The sequence below is a fragment of the Pseudomonas sp. BNK-7 genome, assembly GCF_048072025.1.
Classification (GTDB): domain Bacteria; phylum Pseudomonadota; class Gammaproteobacteria; order Pseudomonadales; family Pseudomonadaceae; genus Aquipseudomonas; species Aquipseudomonas danubii.
In genome coordinates this window covers 1,849,477-1,873,233 of record NZ_CP182252.1, presented here as the reverse complement: position 1 = coordinate 1,873,233, position 23,757 = coordinate 1,849,477, and the positions used below count along the sequence as shown (strand labels likewise).

The 23,757-nt window shown below is 64.2% G+C and carries 21 protein-coding genes and 1 pseudogene; 15 read left to right on the top strand and 7 right to left on the bottom strand.

Annotated features, from left to right (window positions below; translation table 11 throughout):
* Window positions 1–128 precede the first annotated feature (128 nt).
* Together ACMGF8_RS08640 and ACMGF8_RS08635 are read left to right on the top strand one after the other, a co-directional pair.
* On the top strand, window positions 129–1,487 hold the full coding sequence (locus tag ACMGF8_RS08640; protein WP_207167022.1) for an 8-oxoguanine deaminase: 1,359 nt from the start codon (window positions 129–131) through the stop codon (window positions 1,485–1,487).
* Window positions 1,488–1,598: 111 nt separating this feature from the next.
* Window positions 1,599–2,606, top strand: coding sequence for a formylglycine-generating enzyme family protein (locus ACMGF8_RS08635; RefSeq protein WP_347709961.1), 1,008 nt, complete (start codon window positions 1,599–1,601; stop codon window positions 2,604–2,606).
* On the opposite strand, the gene ACMGF8_RS08630 is transcribed toward ACMGF8_RS08635, so the two are convergent.
* A complete protein-coding gene (locus ACMGF8_RS08630; protein ID WP_102863038.1) occupies window positions 2,603–3,691 on the bottom strand; it encodes a calcium:proton antiporter in 1,089 nt (362 codons plus the stop codon). The genes ACMGF8_RS08635 and ACMGF8_RS08630 overlap by 4 nt on opposite strands.
* A 327-nt stretch (window positions 3,692–4,018) precedes the next feature.
* Between ACMGF8_RS08630 and ACMGF8_RS08625 the strand changes: the two genes are divergently transcribed.
* The 3 genes from ACMGF8_RS08625 to ACMGF8_RS08615 all read left to right on the top strand — a co-directional run bounded on the left by ACMGF8_RS08625 (window position 4,019) and on the right by ACMGF8_RS08615 (window position 7,264).
* The gene (locus tag ACMGF8_RS08625) at window positions 4,019–5,101 is read left to right on the top strand and encodes a BMP family ABC transporter substrate-binding protein (RefSeq protein WP_115581537.1); all 1,083 of its coding nucleotides are present in this window, start codon (window positions 4,019–4,021) and stop codon (window positions 5,099–5,101) included.
* Window positions 5,102–5,166: 65 nt separating this feature from the next.
* On the top strand, window positions 5,167–6,132 hold the full coding sequence (locus ACMGF8_RS08620; protein ID WP_416759276.1) for a 2-oxoglutarate and iron-dependent oxygenase domain-containing protein: 966 nt from the start codon (window positions 5,167–5,169) through the stop codon (window positions 6,130–6,132).
* Between the two features lie 178 nt (window positions 6,133–6,310).
* Window positions 6,311–7,264 (top strand): adenosine deaminase, encoded by a 954-nt coding sequence (locus ACMGF8_RS08615; protein WP_016966700.1) that lies wholly within the window; start codon window positions 6,311–6,313, stop codon window positions 7,262–7,264.
* A 76-nt stretch (window positions 7,265–7,340) separates the two neighbouring features.
* On the opposite strand, the gene ACMGF8_RS08610 is transcribed toward ACMGF8_RS08615, so the two are convergent.
* Together ACMGF8_RS08610 and ACMGF8_RS08605 are read right to left on the bottom strand one after the other, a co-directional pair.
* Window positions 7,341–8,717, bottom strand: a complete 1,377-nt coding sequence (locus tag ACMGF8_RS08610) for an MFS transporter (protein WP_416759274.1) — start codon at window positions 8,715–8,717, stop codon at window positions 7,341–7,343.
* A 136-nt stretch (window positions 8,718–8,853) separates the two neighbouring features.
* Window positions 8,854–9,762, bottom strand: coding sequence for a LysR family transcriptional regulator (locus ACMGF8_RS08605; RefSeq protein ID WP_102863034.1), 909 nt, complete (start codon window positions 9,760–9,762; stop codon window positions 8,854–8,856).
* Between the two features lie 118 nt (window positions 9,763–9,880).
* On the opposite strand from ACMGF8_RS08605, the gene ACMGF8_RS08600 reads away from it, so the two are divergent.
* The 3 genes from ACMGF8_RS08600 to ACMGF8_RS08590 all read left to right on the top strand — a co-directional run bounded on the left by ACMGF8_RS08600 (window position 9,881) and on the right by ACMGF8_RS08590 (window position 11,539).
* Window positions 9,881–10,174 carry a putative quinol monooxygenase gene (locus tag ACMGF8_RS08600; protein WP_102863033.1) on the top strand — a complete coding sequence of 98 codons (294 nt, stop codon included), beginning with the start codon at window positions 9,881–9,883 and terminating at the stop codon, window positions 10,172–10,174.
* Window positions 10,175–10,204: 30 nt separating this feature from the next.
* Window positions 10,205–11,218: a zinc-binding alcohol dehydrogenase family protein gene (locus ACMGF8_RS08595; RefSeq protein WP_102863032.1), complete on the top strand. Its 1,014-nt coding sequence runs from the start codon at window positions 10,205–10,207 to the stop codon at window positions 11,216–11,218.
* 144 nt (window positions 11,219–11,362) lie between these two features.
* Complete coding sequence (locus ACMGF8_RS08590) at window positions 11,363–11,539, top strand: hypothetical protein (protein ID WP_162884107.1); 177 nt, start codon at window positions 11,363–11,365, stop codon at window positions 11,537–11,539.
* A gap of 1 nt (window position 11,540) precedes the next feature.
* Here ACMGF8_RS08590 and ACMGF8_RS08585 read toward each other — a convergent pair whose 3' ends face one another.
* The gene (locus ACMGF8_RS08585; RefSeq protein ID WP_102863031.1) at window positions 11,541–12,737 is read right to left on the bottom strand and encodes a multidrug effflux MFS transporter; all 1,197 of its coding nucleotides are present in this window, start codon (window positions 12,735–12,737) and stop codon (window positions 11,541–11,543) included.
* Between the two features lie 92 nt (window positions 12,738–12,829).
* Window positions 12,830–13,027 carry a heavy-metal-associated domain-containing protein gene (locus ACMGF8_RS08580; RefSeq protein ID WP_102863030.1) on the bottom strand — a complete coding sequence of 66 codons (198 nt, stop codon included), beginning with the start codon at window positions 13,025–13,027 and terminating at the stop codon, window positions 12,830–12,832.
* A gap of 145 nt (window positions 13,028–13,172) precedes the next feature.
* On the opposite strand from ACMGF8_RS08580, the gene ACMGF8_RS08575 reads away from it, so the two are divergent.
* The 3 genes from ACMGF8_RS08575 to cueR all read left to right on the top strand — a co-directional run bounded on the left by ACMGF8_RS08575 (window position 13,173) and on the right by cueR (window position 16,505).
* Complete coding sequence (locus ACMGF8_RS08575) at window positions 13,173–13,556, top strand: hypothetical protein (RefSeq protein ID WP_102863029.1); 384 nt, start codon at window positions 13,173–13,175, stop codon at window positions 13,554–13,556.
* A gap of 151 nt (window positions 13,557–13,707) precedes the next feature.
* Window positions 13,708–16,104, top strand: coding sequence for a heavy metal translocating P-type ATPase (locus ACMGF8_RS08570; protein WP_115581533.1), 2,397 nt, complete (start codon window positions 13,708–13,710; stop codon window positions 16,102–16,104).
* A complete protein-coding gene (gene cueR, locus ACMGF8_RS08565; protein ID WP_060837378.1) occupies window positions 16,101–16,505 on the top strand; it encodes a Cu(I)-responsive transcriptional regulator in 405 nt (134 codons plus the stop codon). Before ACMGF8_RS08570 ends, cueR begins: the two co-directional genes overlap by 4 nt.
* 247 nt (window positions 16,506–16,752) lie before the next feature.
* On the opposite strand, the gene ACMGF8_RS08560 is transcribed toward cueR, so the two are convergent.
* The gene (locus ACMGF8_RS08560; RefSeq protein WP_102863027.1) at window positions 16,753–17,649 is read right to left on the bottom strand and encodes a PA4780 family RIO1-like protein kinase; all 897 of its coding nucleotides are present in this window, start codon (window positions 17,647–17,649) and stop codon (window positions 16,753–16,755) included.
* Between the two features lie 456 nt (window positions 17,650–18,105).
* Between ACMGF8_RS08560 and ACMGF8_RS08555 the strand changes: the two are divergent.
* Window positions 18,106–19,194: pseudogene (locus ACMGF8_RS08555) on the top strand (cache domain-containing sensor histidine kinase); the annotation flags it as partial.
* A gap of 90 nt (window positions 19,195–19,284) precedes the next feature.
* A complete protein-coding gene (locus ACMGF8_RS08550) occupies window positions 19,285–20,052 on the top strand; it encodes a methyl-accepting chemotaxis protein (protein WP_371826197.1) in 768 nt (255 codons plus the stop codon).
* Window positions 20,053–20,136: 84 nt separating this feature from the next.
* On the opposite strand, the gene ACMGF8_RS08545 is transcribed toward ACMGF8_RS08550, so the two are convergent.
* Window positions 20,137–21,414, bottom strand: a complete 1,278-nt coding sequence (locus ACMGF8_RS08545) for an acetyl-CoA C-acetyltransferase (protein ID WP_416759269.1) — start codon at window positions 21,412–21,414, stop codon at window positions 20,137–20,139.
* A 133-nt stretch (window positions 21,415–21,547) separates the two neighbouring features.
* On the opposite strand from ACMGF8_RS08545, the gene ACMGF8_RS08540 reads away from it, so the two are divergent.
* Window positions 21,548–22,900 carry a 3-oxoacyl-ACP reductase gene (locus ACMGF8_RS08540; protein WP_416759267.1) on the top strand — a complete coding sequence of 451 codons (1,353 nt, stop codon included), beginning with the start codon at window positions 21,548–21,550 and terminating at the stop codon, window positions 22,898–22,900.
* 2 nt (window positions 22,901–22,902) lie between these two features.
* On the top strand, window positions 22,903–23,757 hold the full coding sequence (locus tag ACMGF8_RS08535; RefSeq protein WP_102863023.1) for a MaoC family dehydratase: 855 nt from the start codon (window positions 22,903–22,905) through the stop codon (window positions 23,755–23,757).

The following is a 23,757-nucleotide window of genomic DNA, read 5'->3' as shown; positions in this document are numbered from 1 at the left end:
GCAAGTTTTGTCCCCCGGCACATCTTTCGCTAGACTGCGCACCTCGCCCCTTGCGGCGACCCTGGATCAGCAGACAGGGCAACACTGAGCTGGCTAACCTGAACCCACTTTCAGAGGAGCCGGCCACCATGCCTGCGACCCGTACCTGGTTAAAAAATCCCCTGGCCATCTTCACCGGCAATGCCCTCGACGCCCGTGGCGGCCTGGTCGTGCAAGACGGTCTGATCGTTGAAGTCCTGGGCCTGGGCCAACAGCCTGCGAGCCCTTGCCAACAGGTCTTCGATGCCCGCGAGCACGTGTTGCTGCCGGGCCTGATCAACACCCACCATCACTTCTACCAAACCCTGACCCGGGCCTGGGCGCCGGTGGTCAACCAGCCGCTGTTCCCCTGGCTCAAGACCCTGTACCCGGTCTGGGCCCGGCTGACCCCGGAAAAACTCGCCCTGGCCACCAAAGTGGCGCTGGCCGAGCTGCTGCTCTCCGGTTGCACCACCGCCGCCGACCATCACTACCTGTTTCCCGACGGCCTGGAAAACGCCATCGACGTGCAAGTCGAAAGCGTGCGTGAACTGGGCATGCGCGCCATGCTCACCCGCGGTTCCATGAGCCTGGGCGAAAAGGACGGCGGCCTGCCACCGCAACAGACCGTGCAGGAAGGCCAGGTGATTCTCGACGACAGTCAGCGCCTGATTCGCCAATACCACGAGCGTGGCGACGGCGCGCAGATCCAGATCGCCCTGGCGCCGTGCTCGCCGTTCTCGGTGACCCCGGAAATCATGTCGGCCAGCGCCGAACTGGCCAACGGACTCGATGTGCGCCTGCACACTCACCTCGCCGAAACCCTCGACGAAGAAGACTTCTGCCTGCAGCGCTTCGGCCTGCGCACCGTGGATTACCTGGACAGCGTCGGCTGGCTCGGTCCGCGTACCTGGCTGGCCCACGGCATCCACTTCAACCCGGATGAAATCGCCCGCCTGGGCGCTGCCGGCACCGGCATCTGCCATTGCCCGAGTTCGAACATGCGCCTGGCCTCCGGCATCTGCCCCAGTATCGAACTGACCGACGCCGGCGCGCCCCTGGGCTTGGGCGTGGACGGTTCGGCGTCCAACGATGCGTCGAACATGATCCTCGAAGCGCGGCAGGCGCTGTACATCCAGCGCCTGCGCTACGGCGCCGAGAAGATCACCCCGGAGCGCGTATTGGGCTGGGCGACCCAGGGTTCGGCAAGCCTGTTGGGCCGCACCGACATCGGCGAGCTGGCGGTGGGCAAGCAGGCGGACCTGGCGTTGTTCAAGCTCGATGAGCTGCGTTTCTCGGGTAGCCATGATCCGGTTTCGGCGCTGCTGTTGTGCGGCGCGGATCGAGCGGACCGGGTCATGATTGGTGGCCAGTGGCGGGTGATTGATGGCCAGGTCGAAGGGCTGGACCTGAAAAACCTGATCGCCGATCACAGCCAGGCGGCCCGGCAACTGATCGCCGGTAGCTGATCGTTGAGTTCAACGGCGAGGGACCCGATCCCTCGCCTGCGCCTTAAGCGGAATCGGATTGAGGAAACATGTTAGTTTCCGCCCTCGAACGAACCGCTATAGGGACATTACGTGAAACAAAAGTACGGACTGGCGCTCTGCGTCGCGCTGCTGATTTCAGGCTGCGAGAAACAGGAGGTTGCTGGCCCGCCCAGCAAAGCGCTGTCAGCTGAAAAAGTGGCAGAAATTGCTTCGACCATCAGCCGCAAATACCCAGATCTGTCCCCACAAAACCGCGAGGCCGTACTCAACACAGTGATCCGCTCGCTGGACAACATGGTGTTGATCGAAGGGGGCGAATTCCAGATGGGCGATTTCGGTTGGCCCCATGGCTTCGACCCACTTGCCTTGTGCCAATGGCCCTGCGGCGTGGACCCGGCAAAAATGGAGCGGATCAGTCTCGACGTCGATGACGATTTCGTTCACCCGGTCAAATTGAGCAGCTATTACCTGTCCTCGCTGCAAACCACCCTGGGCGATTTTGATCTGTTCTTCCTGGCCCAAGGCAAGCCGCCATTCGACGCTGAACTTCGTAAACGCGAAGACATGAAGCACCTCTACCTTGAAAACCTGCCCGCCCCGGCCTCTCGATCATGGCAAGAGGCCAAGGATTACTGTGGCTGGCTGGCAGACCTCAGCGGCTATCGCGTCGATCTGCCGACCGAGGCGCAATGGGAATATGCGGCGCGCAACCGCGGCCAGCCGGTGATGTTCGCCACCGACAACGGCAATCTGGATTACGGCCGCAACTTCCCGGCCCCTGACGACAACGAAACCTTCGCCGTGGACAGGTTTGTGCCCAATCCGCTAGGCCTCTACAACCTCACCGGCAACGCCAGTGAATGGGTCAACGATTGGTACGATAAACACTACTATCGCGAGTCTCCCGTGGAGAACCCGCAAGGGCCTGAAACAGGCATCTATCGGGCGCAACGCGGCGCCAACAACAAGTTTGCCAACGACCCGACCTTTTCTCCTTCGGCCAGCACCGTGCGCCGTTGGCGTTGGGGGGCACTGGCGGCCTGGAATGCCCCCGGTGTCAGCTTTCGCTGCGCCATCCAGTCAGCCCAGCCGCTTTAAAGGCCCAGCAGCGACAGCATGATGAAGGTGGCAAACAGCACGAAGTGAGTCATGCCCTCGATGGCATTGGTTTCACCGTCGTTGAGGTTGATCGCGCTGACGATCAGGGTGATGAACACCATCACTGTCTGCACAGGAGTCATGGCCATCTGGAACGGCTGGCCGGTGTACAGGGCCATGGCCTCCATCACCGGCACCGTGAGGATCACCGTCGACAGGGAGGCGCCCAGGGCCACGTTGACCACCGACTGCATGCGGTTGGCCAGGGCCGCACGCAGGGCGGTGAGAATCTCCGGCGCGGCAGAAATCGCCGCCACCAGGATCGCCGTGATCACCGGCGGCGCGCCCGTGCCTTCCAGGCCCAGGTCCAGGGTCTTGGACATCACCTCGGCCAGGGCGCCGATCACCACCACGCCGAACACCAGGATGCCGATGCTCCAGGCCAGGTTGACGGCATGGGGCTGTTCCTGGGCCTCTTTAGCACGGCGCTTTTCCGGGTAGCTATAGCTGAAGAAGTAACTGTGCGGCCCGACCTGCATGCGCAGGAACAGGGTATAGAGCACCACCATCGCGCCAATGGTGAAGGCCGAATACACCTTCCAGTCGGCCTCGGGGATGAACTCCGGCACCACCATCGACACGCCCATGGCGGTGAGAATCATCACGCTGTAGGTGCGCGCCGAATCGTCGTTATAAGGCTGCTCGCCGTGCTTGATGCCGCCCATCAGCGCGGCCAGGCCGAGGATGCCGTTGATGTCCAGCATCACCGCCGAATAGATGGTGTCGCGCACCAGGGTCGGCGAGGCTTCGTTGCTCATCATGATGGCCAGGATCACCACCTCCACCAGCACCGCGGCCAGGGTCAGGATCATGGTGCCGTAGGGATCGCCGACCTTTTCCGCCAGCCGTTCGGCGTGGTGGGCAACACGCATCGAGGCGATGACGATAAAGCCGATCAGCACCAGCCCGGCCATCAGGGCAATGCCTTGGCCGCTATTGAGCAGCAGGTGTTCCAGGGGATAGGCGGCCACGGCAGCCAGCAGCGCAAGCAGCAGAAACTGTTCTTGCTTGAGGGAAGTGAACATTGCAGTCCTTTGACGGAAATAAAAACGAGTACAGGAGATGAATGAAAGACTGCTTCGGGTCACTAACGTTTCGTTACATGTCAGTGCACCAGGCTCAGGCGCCACGCACCGGGATGGATCTTGAACAGCCCTTCGCCGGCAAGCCGGCTCCTACATTCCAACGCCGTAGGAGCTGGCTTGCCAGCGAAAAACGCGCCCCACAGCCCACGTAGAAACCGCCTCGCCGGCGCAACCGCCATCTTTGTTGTCCTGTTGGTCAGCTATTTGCATTGCCCTTAAGCGCTTGCCGACCCAGTCCTCCCCCACAACAAGATGGAGCTCCAATTCATGCATACACGTCCGTTGCACAAGCTGCTCTGCGCCCTCGCCGCCGCCGTCGGCCTGAGTGCCAGTCTCGCCGCCAGCGCTGCCGATCCACTGAAGGTCGGCTTCGTCTACATCGGTCCCATCGGTGACCACGGCTGGACCTATCAGCATGAACAAGGACGCAAGGCACTGGCGGAAAAATTCGGCGAGCAGATCAAGACCAACTACGTCGAGAACGTGGCCGAAGGCGCCGACGCCGAGCGGGTGATCCGCAACATGGCCAAGGACAACTACGACCTGATCTTCACCACCTCCTTCGGCTACATGAACCCCACCCTGAAAGTCGCCAAGCAGTTCCCCAAGGTGACCTTCGAACACGCCACCGGCTACAAGCAGGACAAGAACCTCGGCACCTACCTGGCACGCACCTACGAGGGACGCTACGTCGGCGGCTTCCTCGCAGCGAAAATGACCAAGAGCAAGAAGATCGGCTACGTCGCCTCCTTCCCGATCCCGGAAGTGATCCGCGACATCAACGCCATCCAGCTGGCCCTGAACAAGTACAACCCGGGCACCGAGATCAAGGTGGTGTGGGTCAACTCCTGGTTCGATCCGGGCAAGGAAGCCGACGCCGCCAACGCCCTGATCGACCAGGGCGCCGACGTGATCTTCCAGCACACCGACAGCCCGGCACCGATCCAGGCCGCGGAGCGCCGCGGCGTGTATGCGGTGGGCTACGCCTCGGACATGGCCCACTTCGGCCCCAAGGCGGTGCTGACCTCCATCGTCAACAACTGGGCCCCGCACTACATCCAGGCCACCCAAGGGGTGCTGGACCACAGCTGGACATCCCAGGACTACTGGGGCGGTCTGAAAGAGGGTACGGTTGAGCTGCCCCTCAGCGACCTGCTGCCGGCCCCGGTGAAAGCCGAGGCCGAGCAGATCATCGCCAGCATCAAGAGTGGCCAGTTCCACCCGTTCACCGGCCCGATCAAGGACCAGGGCGGGGTAGAAAAAATCCCTGCGGGGGTCAGCGCCAGCAATGCCGAACTGGCCTCGATGAACTACTACGTCGAAGGCCTGAAGGCAGACCTCCCCAAATAAGCTGGTCGTCGCTGCCGGAGCACCCGCCAGCGACGACGGACCGCCAACAGGATGGGAGCCTTTTCATGCATCAACTGCCGATCATCGATATCAGCCCGCTGTATCAGGAGGCCCAGCCAGGCTGGGACAGTGTCGCCAGACAGATCGACCGCGCCTGTCGCGAATGGGGCTTCTTCTACATCAAGGGCCACCCGATCAGTGCACAACGCATCGAGCAATTGCTGGCCATGGCCAAGCACTTCTTCGCCCTGCCCAGCGCCGAGAAACTCAAGATCGACATCACCCAGAGCCGCCACCATCGCGGCTACGGCGCCATCGCCACCGAGCAACTGGACCCGGGCAAGCCCAGCGACCTCAAGGAAACCTTCGACATGGGCCTGCACCTGCCGGATGACCATCCCGAGGTCGTGGCGGACAAGCCCCTGCGCGGCCCCAACCGCCACCCGGACCTGCCCGGCTGGAAAGACCTGATGGAGCAGCACTACCAGGACATGCAAGCCCTGGCCCAGACCCTGCTGCGGGCCATGACCCTGGCCCTGGGCATCGAGCGCGACTTCTTCGACCGCCGCTTCCAGGACCCGGTCAGCGTGCTGCGGCTGATCCACTACCCGCCCCGCCACACCGCCAGCAGCACCGAGCAGCAAGGCGCGGGAGCCCATACCGACTATGGCTGCATCACCCTGCTCTACCAGGACACCGCCGGTGGCTTGCAAGTGCGCAACGTCCAGGGGCAGTGGATCGATGCGCCGCCCATCGAAGGCAGCTTCGTGGTCAACCTCGGCGACATGATGGCGCGCTGGAGCAACGACCGTTACCTGTCGACTCCGCACCGGGTCATCAGCCCGCTGGGGGTGGACCGCTACTCGATGCCGTTCTTCGCCGAACCGCACCCGGACACCCGCATCGAATGCCTGCCCGGCTGCCAGGACGCGGAGCACCCGGCCAAGTACCCGGTGACCACCTGTGCCGAATTCCTGCTCTCGCGCTTTGCCGATACCTACGCCTATCGCCGGGAGCTGGAGCAGGCCTGATCGCCCATTCGGTCAGGTTTTACCGAACAATGGCGCCGCCAGATGTAGAATGGCGGCTTTTTCGGGCCCGGTGAAAACCTGGCGATCGCCGCAACCGCCGCCAGTTCCCCAGAGAAGGGCACGGCCCCGGCAGCGCATCACTCTCGCAGCGCCCGCCTGCACCTGATGAGACAACACCATGTATGACTGGCTGAACGCCTTGCCCAAGGCCGAGTTGCACCTGCACCTGGAAGGTTCCCTGGAACCGGAACTGCTGTTCGCCCTGGCCGAACGCAACAAGATCGCCCTGCCCTGGAGCGACGTCGAAACCCTGCGCAAGGCCTACGCCTTCAACAACCTGCAGGAGTTCCTCGACCTGTATTACCAGGGCGCCGATGTGCTGCGCACCTCCCAGGATTTCTACGACCTGACCTGGGCCTACCTGCTGCGCTGCAAAGAGCAGAACGTGATCCACACCGAGCCGTTCTTCGATCCGCAGACCCACACCGACCGCGGCATCCCGTTCGAAGTGGTGCTCAACGGCATCGCCGCCGCACTCAAGGACGGCGAGCAGCAACTGGGCATCACCAGCGGCCTGATCCTCAGCTTCCTGCGCCACTTGAGCGAAGAAGAAGCACAGAAAACCCTCGACCAGGCGCTGCCGTTCCGCGATGCCTTCGTTGCCGTGGGCCTGGACAGTTCGGAAATGGGTCACCCGCCAAGCAAGTTCCAGCGGGTCTTCGACCGCGCCCGCAGCGAAGGCTTCCTGACCGTCGCCCACGCCGGCGAGGAAGGCCCGCCCGAGTACATCTGGGAAGCCCTGGACCTGTTGAAGATCCAGCGCATCGACCACGGCGTGCGCGCTTTCGAGGATGAGCGGCTGATGCAGCGCATCATCGACGAGCAGATCCCGCTGACCGTGTGCCCGCTGTCCAACACCAAGCTCTGCGTGTTCGACCACATGTCCCAGCACAACATCCTGCAAATGCTCGAGCGCGGGGTGAAGGTCACGGTCAACTCCGATGACCCGGCCTACTTCGGCGGCTACGTCACCGAGAACTTCCACGCCCTGTACACCGACCTGGGCATGACCCAGGACCAGGCCCGGCGCCTGGCGCAGAACAGCCTGGATGCGCGGCTGGTCAAGCCGTAACGGCCTTCGCCGGCCAGCCGGCTCCTACAGGTTCGTGTAGGAGCCGGCTGGCCGGCGAACAGCTCCCCCCTCTCTATCAGCCCGCCGCCTCGCTCAACGCCTCCAGCGTCTTGCCCCGGGTCTCCATCCCGAACAGCCAGACCACTCCCGCCGCGATCACGAAGCACGCCGCCCCCAGGGCAAACACCCCGCCCTGCCCGGTGATGGGAAACACCAGCCCGGTCACCAAAGGCCCCAGCAGCGAACCGATCCGGCCAACGGCCGAAGCGAAGCCCGAACCCGTGGCCCGGGCAGACGTCGGGTACAGCTCCGGCGTGTAGGTGTAGAGCACCGCCCACATGCCGAACAGGAAAAACTGCATCAGCAGGCCGGTGCCGATCAACAGGCTGACGTTGCCGCCAAACACCGCGCTCTGGCCGTAGAAGAAGGCCATGATCCCGCCGCCGAGCAAGGTGACGATGCACACCGGCTTGCGCCCCCAGCGCTCCACCAGCCAGGCGGCCATGAGGAACCCGGGAATCCCGCCCAGGGAAATCAGCACCGTGTAGTACACCGACTGGGTCACGGCAAAACCGGACTGTTGCAGCAAGGCGCTGAGCCAGGACGTCAGCCCGTAGAACCCCAGCAATGCGAAGAACCACAGGCTCCAGATCATCATCGTGCGTTGCCGATACAGGGGCGACCAGATCTGTTTCAGCGCAGAAAAAAAGTGCCCCGGCGCCTGCTCGACTCGCGGCAGGCGCACCGGTTCCGGCAACGGGGCGCCACCCAGGGCAGCCCGCACCTTGTCCTCGATGCCCAGCAGCACCCGGTCGGCCTCGGCATGGCGCCCAGCCTGCTCCAGCCAGCGCGGCGACTCGGGAATGAAGAAGCGGATCACCAGCACGAACACTGCCGGAATCGCCAGCACCAGGAAGATGTCGCGCCAGCCGATCAGCGGCAGGAGGAAGTACGACAGCGCACCGGCCGCCACAAAACCCAAGGGCCAGAAGCCGTCCATCAAGGCGATGTAGCGCCCGCGTCGTTGCGCCGGAATCATCTCCGAGAGCATCGATTGGGCGATGGGAAACTCCATGCCCATGCCGATGCCCAGGAGCACCCGGAACAGGGTCAGGCTGTCCACGCTCTGGGCGGTGGAACACAGGTAACTGGCCACGCCCCAGAGCACGATGCTCCATTGGAACACCGGCTTGCGCCCGAAGCGGTCGGCGAGCATGCCCGACAGCGAGGCGCCGAGCACCATGCCGAAGAAGCTGGAGCTGGCCAGCAGGCCGGCCTGGGCCGAGCTCAGGCCGAACTCGGTTTTGATCGACCCCAGCAGGAAGGTCATCATCGCCAAATCCATGGAGTCGAAGAAAAACGCCAGGGCAATGATGATGAAGATCACCCGGTGATAACCGCTGATAGGTAAGCGCTCCAGGCGCTCTGCGGCGCTGTATCCCTGTATGCCCATGCCCTGTTCCCCCGATTGAATGCACGACCCGTCGAGTGTGCGGGATCGAAGCGGGGGGTGATGGCTGAGGGCGACCTGTTCGCGTCCGGCAGCGACGCCGAGGACGCGGCACCTGGGTTCGCCGGCACCCCGGCTCTTACGGGCGGCGGGCGCTGATCTGGGCGCAGCGCTCCTGGAGCATGTCCCGCAACAGCTTGACCGGTTTGCTCAAGTGCGCGCGATGGGTGCACAGCAGGTTCAGCGACGCGCCTTCGCAACGCAACTCCGGCAACAGCACTTGCAAGCGGCCGGCCAGCACGTCGGCGGCCACATCCAGCCAGGACTTGTAGGCAATCCCTTCGCCGGCCACCGCCCAGCGCCGCACTACATCGGCATCGTCACTCAGGCGGTCGCCGCTGACGGTCAGGCTCACCTCGCGCTTGCCGTCATAAAAACTCCAAAGGTCATGGGCCCGGCTGTCGAGCATGTACAGCAGGCAGTTGTGCTGGGCCAGTTGCTCCAGCTGGCGCGGCTCGCCGTGCCGGGCCAGGTAGCTGGGGGCCGCACACAGGACCCGGAGATTGTCCGGGGCTATCGGCAGCGCCACCAGGCTGGAGTCTTCCGGCTCGCCGTAGCGCAGGGCAATGTCCACCGGCTGGCGGAACAGATCGGCAATCCGGTCCCCCAGCAGCAGGCGCACGCTGAGCTTGGGATGCTCGCGCTGGAACTCGTCGAGCCAGGGCAGCAGCAGGTTGCGACCAAAGTCAGAGGGCGCGGAAAGCTGCAACACGCCGCTGACCTGATCCTGTCCACTAGCCAGCAAGCGCCGCCCTTCATCCAGGTTGCTCAAGGCGGCGCGAGCGTATTCAAGAAAGCCCTCGCCCTCGGCCGTCAGACGCAGGCTGCGGGTGGAACGGGCCAGCAAACGCGCCCCCAAGTGTTCTTCGATGCGCTTGAGGGCGGCGCTGGCCACCGCCGGCGACAGGTCCATGACCCGGGCCGCCGCCGACAGGCTGCCCAGGTCCGCGGCCCGCACGAACAGTTGCAGGTCATCGAATCGCAGCATGGATCTACCCCTGGATTATCAAAAAAATATTGAAAGACACTGCTCTTTTAGCCGGTTTTATCTTCAGGAGAAATAGCCAATTATCTGCCCATCACCTGACAGCCCAAAGGTAAACACCATGTCCCAAGCCTTTACCGCCATCGCGACCCTGATCGCCAAGCCTGACCAGCACAACGTCCTCAAGCACGAACTCAGTGCCCTGGTACACCCCAGCCGTGCCGAGACCGGCTGCCAGTACTACCAATTGCATCAGGACGCCGAACAGCCGGGCACCTTCTACGTTCTGGAACGCTGGGACGATGAGGCCGCCCTGGAGTTTCACAACAACACCCCGCACTTCCAGCATTTCCTCGACCAGACCCGCGAGGCGATCGAGCACTTCGAACTCAAGCGCCTGCAACTGATCGTCTGACCCTCACTCTGCACTCAACAGGAATTCACCATGAAAGCCATCGCCTACTACGCATCCCTACCAATCGACGACCCCAAGTCCCTGCAAGACATCGAACTGCCCGAGCCGGTCGCCGGCCCTCGCGACCTGCTGGTGGAGGTCAAGGCCATCTCGGTCAACCCGGTGGACACCAAGGTCCGCCAGAACGTCCAGCCCGAAGGCGGCGCCGCCAAGGTGCTGGGCTGGGACGTGGCCGGCGTGGTCAAGGCCGTGGGCAGCGAGGTCAGCCTGTTCAAGGTTGGCGACCGGGTGTTCTACGCCGGCTCCATCGCCCGGGCCGGAGGCAACAGCGAGCTGCACACCGTGGATGAACGGATCGTCGGCCATATGCCCAAGAGCCTGGGTTTTGCCGAAGCCGCGGCCCTGCCGCTGACCGCGATCACGGCCTGGGAACTGCTGTTCGAACGCCTGCAAATCAGCCAGGACCGCAGCGACCAGGGCCAGAGCCTGCTGATTGTCGGCGCCGCCGGCGGGGTCGGTTCGATCCTCACCCAACTGGCCCGGCAACTGACCGGCCTCAAGGTGATCGGCAGCGCCTCCCGGGAGCAGACCCAAGCCTGGGTCCGCGAGCTGGGCGCGCACGGCGTGGTGGATCACCGTCAGCCACTGAGTGCCGAGCTCAAGCGCATCGGCATCAACCAGGTGACCCACGTCGCCAGCCTGACCCAGACCGACACCCACCTTGATGAGTTGGTGGAAGCCCTGGTGCCCCAGGGCAAACTGGCCCTGATCGACGATCCGAAAAGCCTCGACGTGACCAAGCTCAAGCGCAAGAGCCTGTCCCTGCACTGGGAGTTCATGTACACCCGCTCACTGTTCGAGACCACCGACATGCAGGAACAGCACGTGCTGCTCAACAAGGTCGCCGAGCTGATCGACGCCGGCACCTTGAAGACCACAGTGGGCGAGCATTTCGGCCAGATCAACGCGGCCAACCTGCGCCGCGCCCACGCCTTGCTGGAGAGCGGCACGGCCAAGGGCAAGATCGTCCTGGAAGGTTTCTAAGGGCTGAACGCACGGCGGCCATCGCGCACAAAAGCCCGATGGCCGCCGTCAGTCCGAGAGTTGATTTCGGTCATATTTGTGACCGTATTCGGGTCTACACTGGCAGCCCTTGCATCGCACTCTTTTACCGTTAGGAGGTCAGCAATGAAGATCCTGATAAAAGAATTGGCAAACCCTCAAGGCTCCCAATGGCAGGTCCGTCTCGACCAGCACGCGGTGACTTTCCGCAGTGAAGCCGAGGCCCGGGCTTTCACCCAGACCCTGCAAGCACGCCTGCAAGCCCCCCACCCGATTCCCCAGAGTCAGCGCGCCGTCGGCTGACTCAGAGCTCAGCGGCTTTCAAGGCCCGGGCATTCTGCAAACGCCGGGTCATGACCGCCATGCTCACCGCCAGAACACCACACAGGCTGATGACCATGGCCATCGGCATGGCGCTGCCATCGTGCAACACACCCACCAGATAGGCAGCGCCCGCAGCGACGCTGAACTGCAGGCAACCGAGCATGGCCGAAGCGCTGCCGGCCCGCGCGCCCTGGCCGTTCATGGCGCAGGCCGCCGCGTTGGGAATGATGCAGCCCAGGCTGGCGATGCACACGAACAAGGGCAGCAACAGCGGCCAGAGCTCACTCGTATGCAGAGCGCTGACTGCCAGCAAGGTCAACCCGGCCGCCAGGTAGATCCACACCGTACGGGCCAGCAGGAAAGCCGGACCGCGCTTGGCCAACAGCCGCGCATTGATCTGCGCCACCAGGATGAAACCGCCGGCATTGATCCCGAAGAACCAGCCGAAATGCTCCGCCGGCACGCCGTAGAGCTTGATAAAGACAAAGGGCGAGCCGGCGATATAGGAAAACATCCCGGCGATGGCGATGCCGCCGGTCAGGGCGTGACCGAGAAAGACCCGGTCCGCCAGCAACAGGCCGTACTGGCGCAACGCGCCGGACAACGGCAGGCGCGGGCGCGTGGCCGGCATGCTTTCCGGCAGGCCCAGGGCCACCGCCAATCCCGACAGGGCGCTGAACACCGTGAGCATGATGAAGATCGATTGCCAACCGTAGAGATTGACCAGCAGGCCGCCGAGCATCGGCGCCAGGATCGGCGCCAGGCCCATCACCAGCATCAACTGGGAGAACACCTTGGCCGAACCCACGGCATCGCACTTGTCGCTGACCACCGCGCGGGATATCACCATCCCGGCGCAACCGCCCAGGGCCTGGACGAAACGCGCGCCAATCAGCCACTCCAGGTTGGGCGCATAGGCGCAGGCCAGTGAGGCCAGGGTGAACAGCCCCACTCCCACCAGCAACGGCAGGCGCCGACCAAAACGGTCGGCCACAGGACCATAGGCCAGCTGCCCAATGGACAATCCAAGGAAATAGGCGGCCAGGGTCAGTTGGACGTGCTTTTCATCGGTGCCGAAAGCCAGGGCCATCGAGGGAAAGGCCGGCAGATAAAAGTCGATGGCCAAAGGGCCAAAAGCGCTCAAGGCGCCGAGAATCAGGATTGTGCGCAGGTTCATGGCATCCAAGCGAGCGTTGGTCAGCGGTCGCACAGTCTAGCTGCGCTTGGACGCCTTGAACATTCCGATAGGTCGCTAACGATTAAAAAGACTCAAGCAACCTGGACGGCGTAGCCTTCCTCGCTGATCAGATTGATCACCTCTTCGCTGGACAGGCGACTCTCGACCCCCACTTCCTTGGCCGCCAGATCCACCCGCACGGTGGCCGCCGGGTCCTTGCTCTGCAGCGCCTGAGTGATGGCCCGCACGCAGTGGCCGCAGGACATGCCTTGAACATTGAATACTTGCATCGCGCTTCTCCTGTATTGGGATGCACGCAGTCTTGTCCTTGCCACCGTGGCAAGGTCAAGTTCCGGATTGAACTGCCGGGCTGGAAATCGGCGCCGCGCTCCGCCAAGCTGCACGTCTTATGACATCACAGCAGGAGATTCAGCCATGCGCTGGTCAACTTTCAGCCTCGTCGGCCTCCTTGGTCTGTTGGCGGCAACGCCACCGGCACTGGCCGCCGGAGAAGACTACGGCGTACTGATCATTTCCCGGGAGCGGCTGGAAGTCGCCACCTCCTGCGAGATCGGCCTGTACATCCAGGACCAGCTCGCCGGTCGGCTGTTCCAGGAACAGAGCGCCTCCTTCAACCTGCCGCCGGGCAAAGTGTCCCTGCGCCTGAAACTGCTGCCGGGCCAGGCGCCGGGCTGCAACCCTGGCCTGCTCGCCCCGGGTTCCCAGGACATCAGCGTGCGGGCCGGCGACGTGCTGAAGTTCCGCATCGCCAGCAACGCCTCGGGCATGTACCTCAAGCCCACCGCCCTGGACTACTGACGCTCCGCTCTCCACACGCCTTGCGTCCTGCAGCGCAAGGCGTGCTCCTGCTCCCCCCTGGGACAAAATGAAGCACCCTGGCAATGCCCGCTTGACCTTGCCTGCATGGCAAGGTTGATCCTGTGGGCAACATTTACAGGGAGTGTCAGCCATGCCTGAATCAACCACCTTCGACCTGCCGATTGCCGGCATGACCTGCGCCAGTTGCGCCGGTCGTGTGGAGCGTGCCTTGGCCAAAGTCGCCGGTATACGCGCGGTCAGCGTCAACCTCGCCACGGAACAGGCCCGGATCGAAGCCCCCGGGGACAGTCTGCCGGCCCTGCTGGAAGCGGTGGAAAATGCCGGTTACAGCGTACCGGTGCAGTCCATTGAATTGACCATCGGCGGCATGACCTGCGCCACCTGTGCCGGACGTGTAGAACGCGCCTTGAACAAGGTTCAAGGCGTGCGCAGCGCCAGCGTCAACCTGGCCACGGAACGGGCTCACCTCGAGCTGCTGGGCCAGGTCGACCCGGCGCAACTGATCAACGCCGTGACCCAGGCCGGCTACTCAGCCAGCCTGTGGCAGGCCGAGCAGAAGCACGGCAACGACCAGCAGCAGAACCTGCGCCGCGAACGCTGGAGCCTGGTCCTGGCGATCCTCCTGGCCCTGCCCCTGGTGCTGCCGATGCTGGTGCAACCCTTTGGCCTGCACTGGATGCTCCCGGCCTGGGCCCAGTTCGCCCTGGCCACTCCGGTGCAGTTCATCTTCGGCGCACGCTTTTATGTCGCCGCCTGGAAAGCCGTGCGCGCCGGCAGCGGCAACATGGACCTGCTGGTGGCCCTGGGCACCAGCGCCGGCTATGGCCTGAGCCTGTATGAATGGGCCACGGCCGCCGCCGGCAGCATGCCGCACCTGTACTTCGAAGCCTCGGCGGTGGTGATCGCCCTGGTGCTGCTGGGCAAGTACCTGGAAAGCCGCGCCAAGCGCCAGACCGCCAGCGCCATCCGCGCCCTGGAAGCCCTGCGCCCCGAGCGGGCAATCCAGGTCATCGATGGGCGCGAGCAGGAAGTCGCCATCAGCGCCCTGCGCCTGAACGACCTGGTGCTGGTCAAACCCGGCGAGCGCTTTCCGGTGGACGGCGAAGTCATCGAAGGCCAGAGCCATGCCGACGAAGCGCTGATCAGCGGTGAAAGCCTGCCGGTGCCCAAGCAGCCTGGGGATAAAGTCACCGGCGGCGCCATCAACGGCGAAGGCCGCCTGCTGGTACGCACCCTGGCCCTCGGCGCGGAAACCGTGCTGGCACGGATCATTCGCCTGGTGGAAGATGCCCAGGCCGGCAAGGCACCGATCCAGAAGCTGGTGGACAAGGTCAGCCAGGTGTTCGTACCCACCGTGCTGGTGCTGGCGCTGATCACCCTGGTGGGCTGGTGGCTGTATGGCGCGCCCCTGGAAACCGCAGTGATCAACGCCGTCGCCGTGCTGGTGATCGCCTGCCCTTGCGCCCTGGGCCTGGCCACCCCCACCGCGATCATGGCCGGCACCGGCGTGGCCGCCCGCCACGGCATCCTGATCAAGGACGCCGAAGCCCTGGAACGAGCCCACGAAGTCAGCTCGGTGGTTTTCGACAAGACCGGCACCTTGACTTCCGGTACGCCACGCATCGCCCATATGCAGGCCCTGGAAGGCGACGACAATAGCGTGCTGCAACTGGCCGGTGCCCTGCAGCGCGGCAGTGAGCATCCCCTGGCCAAAGCGGTGCTGGACCTGTGCCAGGAACGCCAACTGCCGGTGGCCGATGTCAGCGCCAGCCAGTCCCTGACCGGGCGCGGCATCGCCGGCACCCTGGACGGCCGCCAACTGGCCCTGGGCAACCGCCGCCTGCTGGAAGAAAGCGGCCTGACCCCGGGCAGCCTGGCCCAGGCAGCCAAAGACTGGGAACACGAGGGCCGGACCCTGTCCTGGCTGATCGAGCAGAGCCCGCAATCCCGGGTGCTGGGCCTGTTCGCCTTTGGCGACACCCTCAAGCCCGGCGCCTTGCAGGCGGTGCAGCAACTGCGCGCGCGGCATATCAGCAGCCACCTGCTGACCGGCGACAACCGTGGCAGCGCCAAGGTCGTGGCCGATGCCCTGGGCATCGACGATGTGCACGCCGAAGTACTGCCGGCGGACAAGGCCGCCACGGTGACGGCACTGAAAAAGACCGGCGTGGTGGCCATGGTCGGCGACGGCATCAACGACGCCCCGGCCCTGGCGGCGGCAGACATCGGCATTGCCATGGGCGGCGGCACCGACGTGGCCATGCACGCGGCGGGCATCACCCTGATGCGCGGCGATCCACGACTGATACCCGCGGCCCTGGAGATCAGCCGCAAGACCTACGCGAAAATCCGCCAGAACCTGTTCTGGGCCTTCGTCTACAACCTGATCGGCATCCCGCTGGCGGCCTTCGGCCTGCTCAACCCGGTGCTGGCCGGGGCGGCCATGGCCCTGTCCAGCGTCAGCGTGGTGAGCAATGCGCTACTGTTGAAAACCTGGAAACCCAAAGACCTGGAGAACGCCGAATGAACATCGGCCAAGCAGCGCGCAAGAGCGGCCTGAGCGCCAAGATGATCCGTTACTACGAGTCCATCGGCCTGCTCAAGCCGGCCCATCGCAGCGACAGCGGCTATCGCCTGTACGGCGACGAAGACCTGCACAGCCTGGCCTTCATCAAGCGCTCTCGCGATCTGGGCTTTTCCCTGGAAGAAGTGGGCAAGCTGCTGACCCTGTGGCAGGACCGGCAGCGAGCCAGCGCCGATGTAAAGGCCCTGGCGCGCCAGCACATCGATGAACTCAACCAGAAGATCCGCGAACTGGCCGGGCTGCGCGACACCCTGCAGGACCTGGTGGAGCACTGCCACGGCGACCATCGCCCGGACTGCCCGATCCTCAAGGAACTGGCTTCGGGCAGTTGTTGCGGGTCCTGAGCATTTGCAAGAAGCGCTCTCTGTAGCCGCTGCCGAGCCCTGGCGAGGCTGCGAAAAGGTCCGCAGGGCCTTGCTTGGCGATCCCTTGCAAAACCTCAGCGCCCTCAAGATCCTCGCGTCCCTTCGGGCCGTGCGCAGCCTGCGGCAGCGGCTACAAGGTGCCAAGGTGCCAAGGTGCCAAGGTGCCAAGGTGCCAGGTAGCTTGCAGGAATAAAAAATCCGGCCAAGGCCGGATTTTTCTATTCCATCACTGCATCCAGGGCGGAGGCGGTGGTTCTTCGGATTTGCCTGGCGGCGCATCGTCCGCCGCCCGCACGGCCTGCCGGCGTTCCTCGTCGAGACGTGCCGCTTCGATCTCGCGGATCACGCTGCCAACATCCGCCAGTTCTTCGGGGTCGTCGAACTCGCCGGTCAGCACACTGCCCGGATGCAAGGTGCCAGCCTCGTACAAGGCCCACATTTCCTTGGCATAACGGGTGTGCTTGAGCTCCGGGGCAAAACGCCCGAAGTAGGACGCCATGTTGCCCACGTCCCGCTCCAGCATGCTGAACGCATGGTTGTTGCCTGCGGCATCCACCGCCTGGGGCAGGTCGATGATCACCGGACCGTCCGGCGTCAGCAGCACGTTGAACTCGGACAGGTCACCGTGCACCAGACCGGTACACAGCATCAGGACAATCTGGGAAATCAGGAAGGCGTGATACTCACGGGCCTGATCCGGTTCCAGCACCACATCGTTGAGACGCGGCGCCGCGTCGCCGTACTCGTCGGCCACCAGCTCCATCAGCAACACGCCTTCGAGAAAGTCGAATGGCTTGGGCACCCGCACCCCGGCATTGGCCAGACGGAACAAGGCCGCCACTTCGGCGTTCTGCCAGGCGTCCTCGGTTTCCTTGCGACCGAACTTGGAGCCCTTGGCCATGGCCCGCGCCTGTCGGCTGTTGCGAACCTTGCGCCCCTCCTGATATTCCGCCGCCTGACGGAAACTGCGTTTGTTCGCCTCCTTGTAGACCTTGGCGCAACGTAGCTCGTTGCCGCAGCGCACCACATACACAGCTGCCTCTTTACCACTCATGAGTGGGCGCAGCACCTCGTCTACCAGACCGTCTTCGATCAGGGGTTCAATGCGTTTTGGAGTCTTCATCAGCTTTTATTGTGGGTCCCTTGTTACCAAACACGCGAAAGTCACTCGTTATACGGCAATCCTCCCACCACGGGAAAGGGCTGCCGAGCGCTGGACGACAGCAATGCACTCAATGTGCCAGATCCCTGAAGCGCTGCCGCCGAGGATCATAGCCGAGTGGCCAGCGAACAACGTCCGCCATGGCGTGAGAGATTGCCGCCATCCGTCGCACGCCCTTGGCGTCTTCAAGGAGGTTTTTTCTCTGCGCGACTCAATTTTCCGCCGTCCCAGCCGAAGTCATCAGAGACAAAGGGATTTTGTCCGACAATCCAATAAAGACGTCAGCCGCCGGCCAAGGTTCGATCGCTGCCTGCTCGACTTCTGCCTCAGGGACTGCAATCAGCGCCATCTTTCAAGCTGCCAATAATCCGCGAGTCGCCTGCACTTCGTGGTCATACAAGAAAATCTGGAGCGCGGATGAATATCAAACAGAAACTCACCTGGGCCTTCGCCGCCATTGCCTGCCTGCCCGTGGTGCTGGTGGCCACGCTGGTGGTGATCAACCTGCGCAGCGAAGCGCAAAACACCTTTGTCGACGGCAGCGGCCGCGAGATCCGCCAAGTGGCCAATGCCATGCAGCTGTTCTTCGAAGGCATCAGCCAGAACATCGACTACCTGGCAGCCCAACCCTTGCTGACCCAGGCCGGCGGCGACCTCAAGACCTGGATGAGCGCCGATGCCGCCAAGGTTCCGGAAGGCGAGCAGGACAAACGCATCTTCGAACTGTTCGCCGCCATGGCCGCCAGCCACCCCGCCTATGCCTATGTGTCCTATGGCGTGAGCAACGGCGGTTACGTCTCCTGGCCCGCCGACCTGAAGCTGGCCAACTACGATCCCCGCGTGCGCCCCTGGTACAAGGCCGCGCTGGCCAGCCCGGGCAAGACCCTGCGCACCGATGCGTACTACTGGGCCCCGGACGATGCGGTGCTGGTCAGCACCGTGCGCTCCCTGGCCAACCAGTTGGGCCCCCAAGGCGGCGTGGTCGCGGTCGACGTGTCGCTCAAGCAGCTCACCGAAATCGTCAAGCAGATCAAGCTGGGCGAGTCCGGCTACCTGATGCTGATGGAAAACAACGGCACGGTGCTGGTGGACCCCAAGCAGCCGGAGCATAACTTCAAGGCCCTGGACAGCCTCGGCGAGGGATACGCGCAACTGGCCAAGACCGGCAAGGGCCTGGTGCAAGTGGAACTGGGCGGCGAGCACTACATGGCCAACGTCTGGCCTTCCGAACAACTGGGCTGGACCTTCATCGGCCTGATCAAGCAGAACGAAGTCATGGGCTCGGCCACCCAGCTGACCTGGATCATCGCCGTGATCGCCGGGGTCCTGGCCGTGTTGTTCGCGGTATTCGGAGCCAGCTTCGCCAGCCTCATCGTGCGGCCGATCCGCAGTGTCGCCAGTGGCCTGGAAGGCATCGCCCAGGGTGAAGGCGACCTGACCCGCAACCTGAATATCCGTGGCAGCGATGAAACCGCGCAACTGGCCAACTGGTTCAACCAGTTCCTCGCGGCGATCCGCAGCCTGATCCAGCACATCGGCCAGGCGGCACAGAAGATTCTCGCCACCTCCCATTCCTCGACCCAGGTTTCCAACGACATGGCCGAAGCCGCCGGACGCCAGCGCGAAGCGGTGGACATGGTGTCCACGGCCTTCCACGAAATGGTGGCCACGGCCAACGAAGTGGCTCGCTCCTGCAGCCAGGCCGCCGAATCGGCAGACAGTGGCCAGCGTCAGGCCCAGGAAGGCCAGCAGCAGATCGACGACGCGGTGCACAGCGTCGACCGCCTGAGCCAGGAGATCGAGCAATCGGCGCAATCGATGCAGCAACTGGAACGCGACAGCAACGACATCCAGTCGATCCTCGGCACCATCCGCTCCATCGCCGAACAGACCAACCTGCTGGCCCTCAACGCCGCCATTGAGGCTGCCCGGGCCGGAGAGCAGGGACGCGGTTTTGCCGTGGTGGCCGACGAAGTCCGCGCCCTGGCCAAGCGCACCGCCGACTCCACCGCCGAGATCGACGGGCTGCTGGGCAACCTGGCCAAGCGCACCAGCGCCGTGACCCAGCAGATGCACGCCAGCCTGGAAGTATCCCAACAGTCGGTGAACCGCATCGGCCTGGCGCGCAACAGCTTCGGACAGATCCGCGAGTCGGTGGACGTGATCCGCGACATGAACACTCAGATCGCCACCGCCGCCGAGGAGCAGCATCAAGTGGCGGAAGACATCAACCGGCACATCAGCCAGATCCATGGCGATGCGCAACGGGTGGCGGAACTGGCCAACGCGGCACGCCTGGACTCCCAGAACTTGGCGGGGCTGTCCAATGAGCTGGACAGCCTGGTGCGGCGCTTCAAGACTTGAGGCCCTTTTCACCGGCAAGCCGGCTCCTACGGATTTGGAGGCACTTCTCTGTAGGAACCGGCTTGCCGGCGAGCGCCACGAACCTCAGCGTTCGATGATCGCCGTCACACCCTGTCCGCCCGCCGCACAGATCGAAATCAGCCCACGCCCCTGCCCCGCCACACTCAGCAACTTCGCCAGGTTGGCGACAATGCGCCCGCCGGTGGCGGCAAACGGGTGGCCCGCCGCCAGGGAGCTGCCTTTGACGTTAAGCCGGGCGCGATCGATGCGGCCCAGAGGCGCGTCGAGGCCCAGGCGGGTCTTGCAGTAATCCGCGTCCTCCCAGGCCTTGAGGGTGCACAACACCTGGGCGGCAAAGGCTTCGTGGATCTCGTAATAATCAAAGTCCTGCAGGCTCAGCCCGTTGCGCGCCAGCAAGCGCGGCACGGCATACACCGGGGCCATCAGCAGACCTTCGGCGCCTTTGACGAAGTCCACCGCGCCAGCCTCGCCGTCGCGCAGGTAGGCGAGGATCGGCAGGCCGCGCTCCTGGGCCCATTGTTCACTGCCCAGCAACACCAGGGAGGCGCCATCGGTCAGCGGCGTGGAATTACCGGCGGTGAGGGTGCCCGCGGCACTGCGATCGAAGGCCGGCTTGAGGCTGGCGAGCTTTTCCAGAGTCAGGTCCGGGCGCAGGTTGTTGTCCCGGGTCAGGCCGAGGAAGGGGGTGAGCAGGTCGTCGTGCCAGCCTTCGGCATAGGCGGCGGCCATCTTCTGGTGGCTTTCCAGGGCCAGTTGGTCCTGTTCGCCACGAGCAATATTCCAGGTCTTGGCCATCTGTTCACAGTGTTCGCCCATGGACAGGCCGGTGCGCGGCTCACCGTTGCGCGGCAGTTCCGGCTTGAGGTGATGGGGCCGCAACTGCAGCAGGATCTTCAGCTTGTCGCCGGTAGTCTTGGCCCGATTGGCCTGCAACAGGATCTGCCGCAGCCCCTCGTTGACCCCGATCGGCGCATCCGAGGTGGTGTCGACGCCACCGGCGATGCCGCAGTCGATCTGCCCCAGGGCAATCTTGTTGGCCACCAGCAAGGCCGCTTCCAGGCCGGTGCCACAGGCTTGCTGGATGTCGTAGGCCGGGGTGGTGGGCGATAGCCGCGAACCCAGTACGCACTCCCGGGTCAGGTTGAAGTCCCGCGAGTGCTTGAGCACCGCCCCCGCCACCACTTCGCCAAGGCGCAGGCCGTGGAGCTGGTAACGCTCGATCAGGCCCTCCAGGGCGGCCGTGAGCATGGCCTGGTTGCTGGCCGTGGCATACGGGCCGTTGGAGCGGGCGAAGGGAATGCGGTTACCGCCGATAATCGCGACGCGACGCAGCTGTGTCATGGAAAGCTCCCTATTCTATGAGTGCGACTTCGGTGAGTACCTCTCCCACTAGCGTAGGAGGCTTCTCGCAGATCGAACGACTCGGGGCCATTCGTGGTCCACACTTTGAACCCCAGCCTGCGGAGTGCGTTCCATGTCCGACCGTTATATCGACTTCGCCAATTCGTCCATCGGCCAGCGCCTGGTCGGGGCCCTTGGCCTGCCGTCACCGGTACGTCTGGAGCGCTGGCAGGCCGGCCGCCTGCGGCCCATCGAAGGCGCTCTGTTGATCGGTGGCGGCGCCATGGCCCAACAGGTGAGCGCCCTGGCACCGCGCCTGACCGATTCGGTCTACAGCTACGGCACCGACCCAACCCTGGCCACGCCCTGGATTCCCGGCCATGGGCCCAAGCTCAAGGCCGTGGTCTTCGATGCCAGCGAACTGCGGCATACCGATCAGCTCAAGCAACTGCGGGAGTTCTTCCAGCCGCTGCTGCGCAGCCTTGAATCCAGCGCCCATCTGCTGATCCTCGGACGTGCTCCGCACACCCTGGCAGAGCCCTTTGCCGCCAGCGCCCAGCATGCCCTGGAAGGCTTCAGTCGCTCCCTGGCCAAGGAGCTGCGCAACGGCGCCACCCTGCAACTGCTGTACGTGGCCGAGGGCGCCGAAGAGCAGTTGGAAGGCGCCCTGCGATTCTTTCTCTCGCCCAAGAGCGCCTATGTTTCCGGGCAGGTGATCCACTTGCAGCCCTGCGCCAGTCAGGTCCAGGACTGGAGCCGCCCGCTGGCCGGGCGCAAGGCCCTGGTCACCGGCTCGGCCCGGGGCATTGGCGCGGCCATCGCCGAAACCCTGGCCCGGGACGGGGCCCAGGTGCTGTTGCTGGATGTGCCCCAGGCCAAGGCCGACCTGGACGCTCTGGCGGCCCGTCTCGGCGCACGCGCCATCGGCCTGGATATCTGCGCCGAGGACGCCCCGGCCCAGTTGCTCGAACAACTGCCCGAGGGCATCGACATTCTGGTGCACAACGCCGGGATCACCCGGGACAAGACCCTGGCCAACATGACCGCCGAGTTCTGGGACGCCGTGCTGGCGGTGAACCTCAACGCCCCGCAGGTACTGACCCAGGCCCTGCTCGACAGCGGCCGGCTGCACGATCACGGACGCGTGATCCTGTTGGCCTCCATCAGCGGCATTGCCGGCAACCGCGGACAGACCAACTACGCCGCCAGCAAGGCCGGGCTGATCGGCCTGGCCCAGGCCTGGGCACCGCTGCTCAAGGCCCGGGACATCAGCATCAACGCCGTGGCGCCAGGCTTCATCGAGACCCAGATGACCGCCAAGGTGCCCTTCGCCTTGCGCGAAGCCGGACGCCGCATGAGTTCCCTGGGCCAGGGCGGCCTGCCTCAGGACGTCGCCGAGGCCGTGGCCTGGCTCGGTCAGCCGGGCAGTGGCGCGGTCAGCGGGCAAGCCTTGCGGGTGTGTGGCCAAAGTGTCCTGGGAGCCTGAAGATGACAACGCACTGGCATGAACTGAACCTGCCTGCGCTCTTGCCGCCGCTGTTTCTCAAGGCGGCGCTGAGACGGCGGAGCAATGGCATCGAGTTGCCCGAAGATGGCCTGCGCTGCTGGATCAGCCTGGAGCCCAAACAGCTGGCGGCCTATCGCAAGGTCTGCGGTTTTGCCGACAACGGCCTGCTTCCCGCTACCTATCCCCATGTGCTGGCCTTCGCCCTGCAGATGCAGCTGCTCACTGCCCAGAACTTCCCCTTCCCGTTGCTGGGGCTGGTTCATCTGGCCAACCGGATTCGAGTGTTGCGCCCCATGGGCAACGTCAGCAGCGTGCGCATCGGTGTCCGGGTAGACAACCTGCAACCTCACGCCAAGGGGGCGGTGTTCGATCTGCTGACCACCGTGGACGATCTGCTGGGGCCACTCTGGGAAGCCGAAAGCCAGATGCTCTGTCGCACCGTCAAGGTGCCCGGAGAACCTGTCGCGCCGCTCCCACCATTGGGCGAAGGCCTGAACGAGGTGAGCCGCTGGCAGGCCGAAAGCAATATCGGCCGGCGCTACGCCAGGGTCTCTGGTGACTACAACCCTATCCACCTCAGCGCCTGGAGTGCCCGCCTGTTTGGCTTTCCCCAGGCCATAGCCCACGGTCTGTGGAACAAGGCCATGACCCTGGCGGCACTGAGCGAGCACCTGCCGGCCGCGAATATCGAAGTGTCGGTGCATTTCATCAAGCCCGTGCTGCTGCCCGGAACCGTCCGCCTGCTGGCCAGCGCAGCAGGGTCCAGTGGCGAACTCCAGCTACTGGGCAATGGCGATCTGCAACATATGCAGGGTCGCTGGCAGCCCATCGCCTGA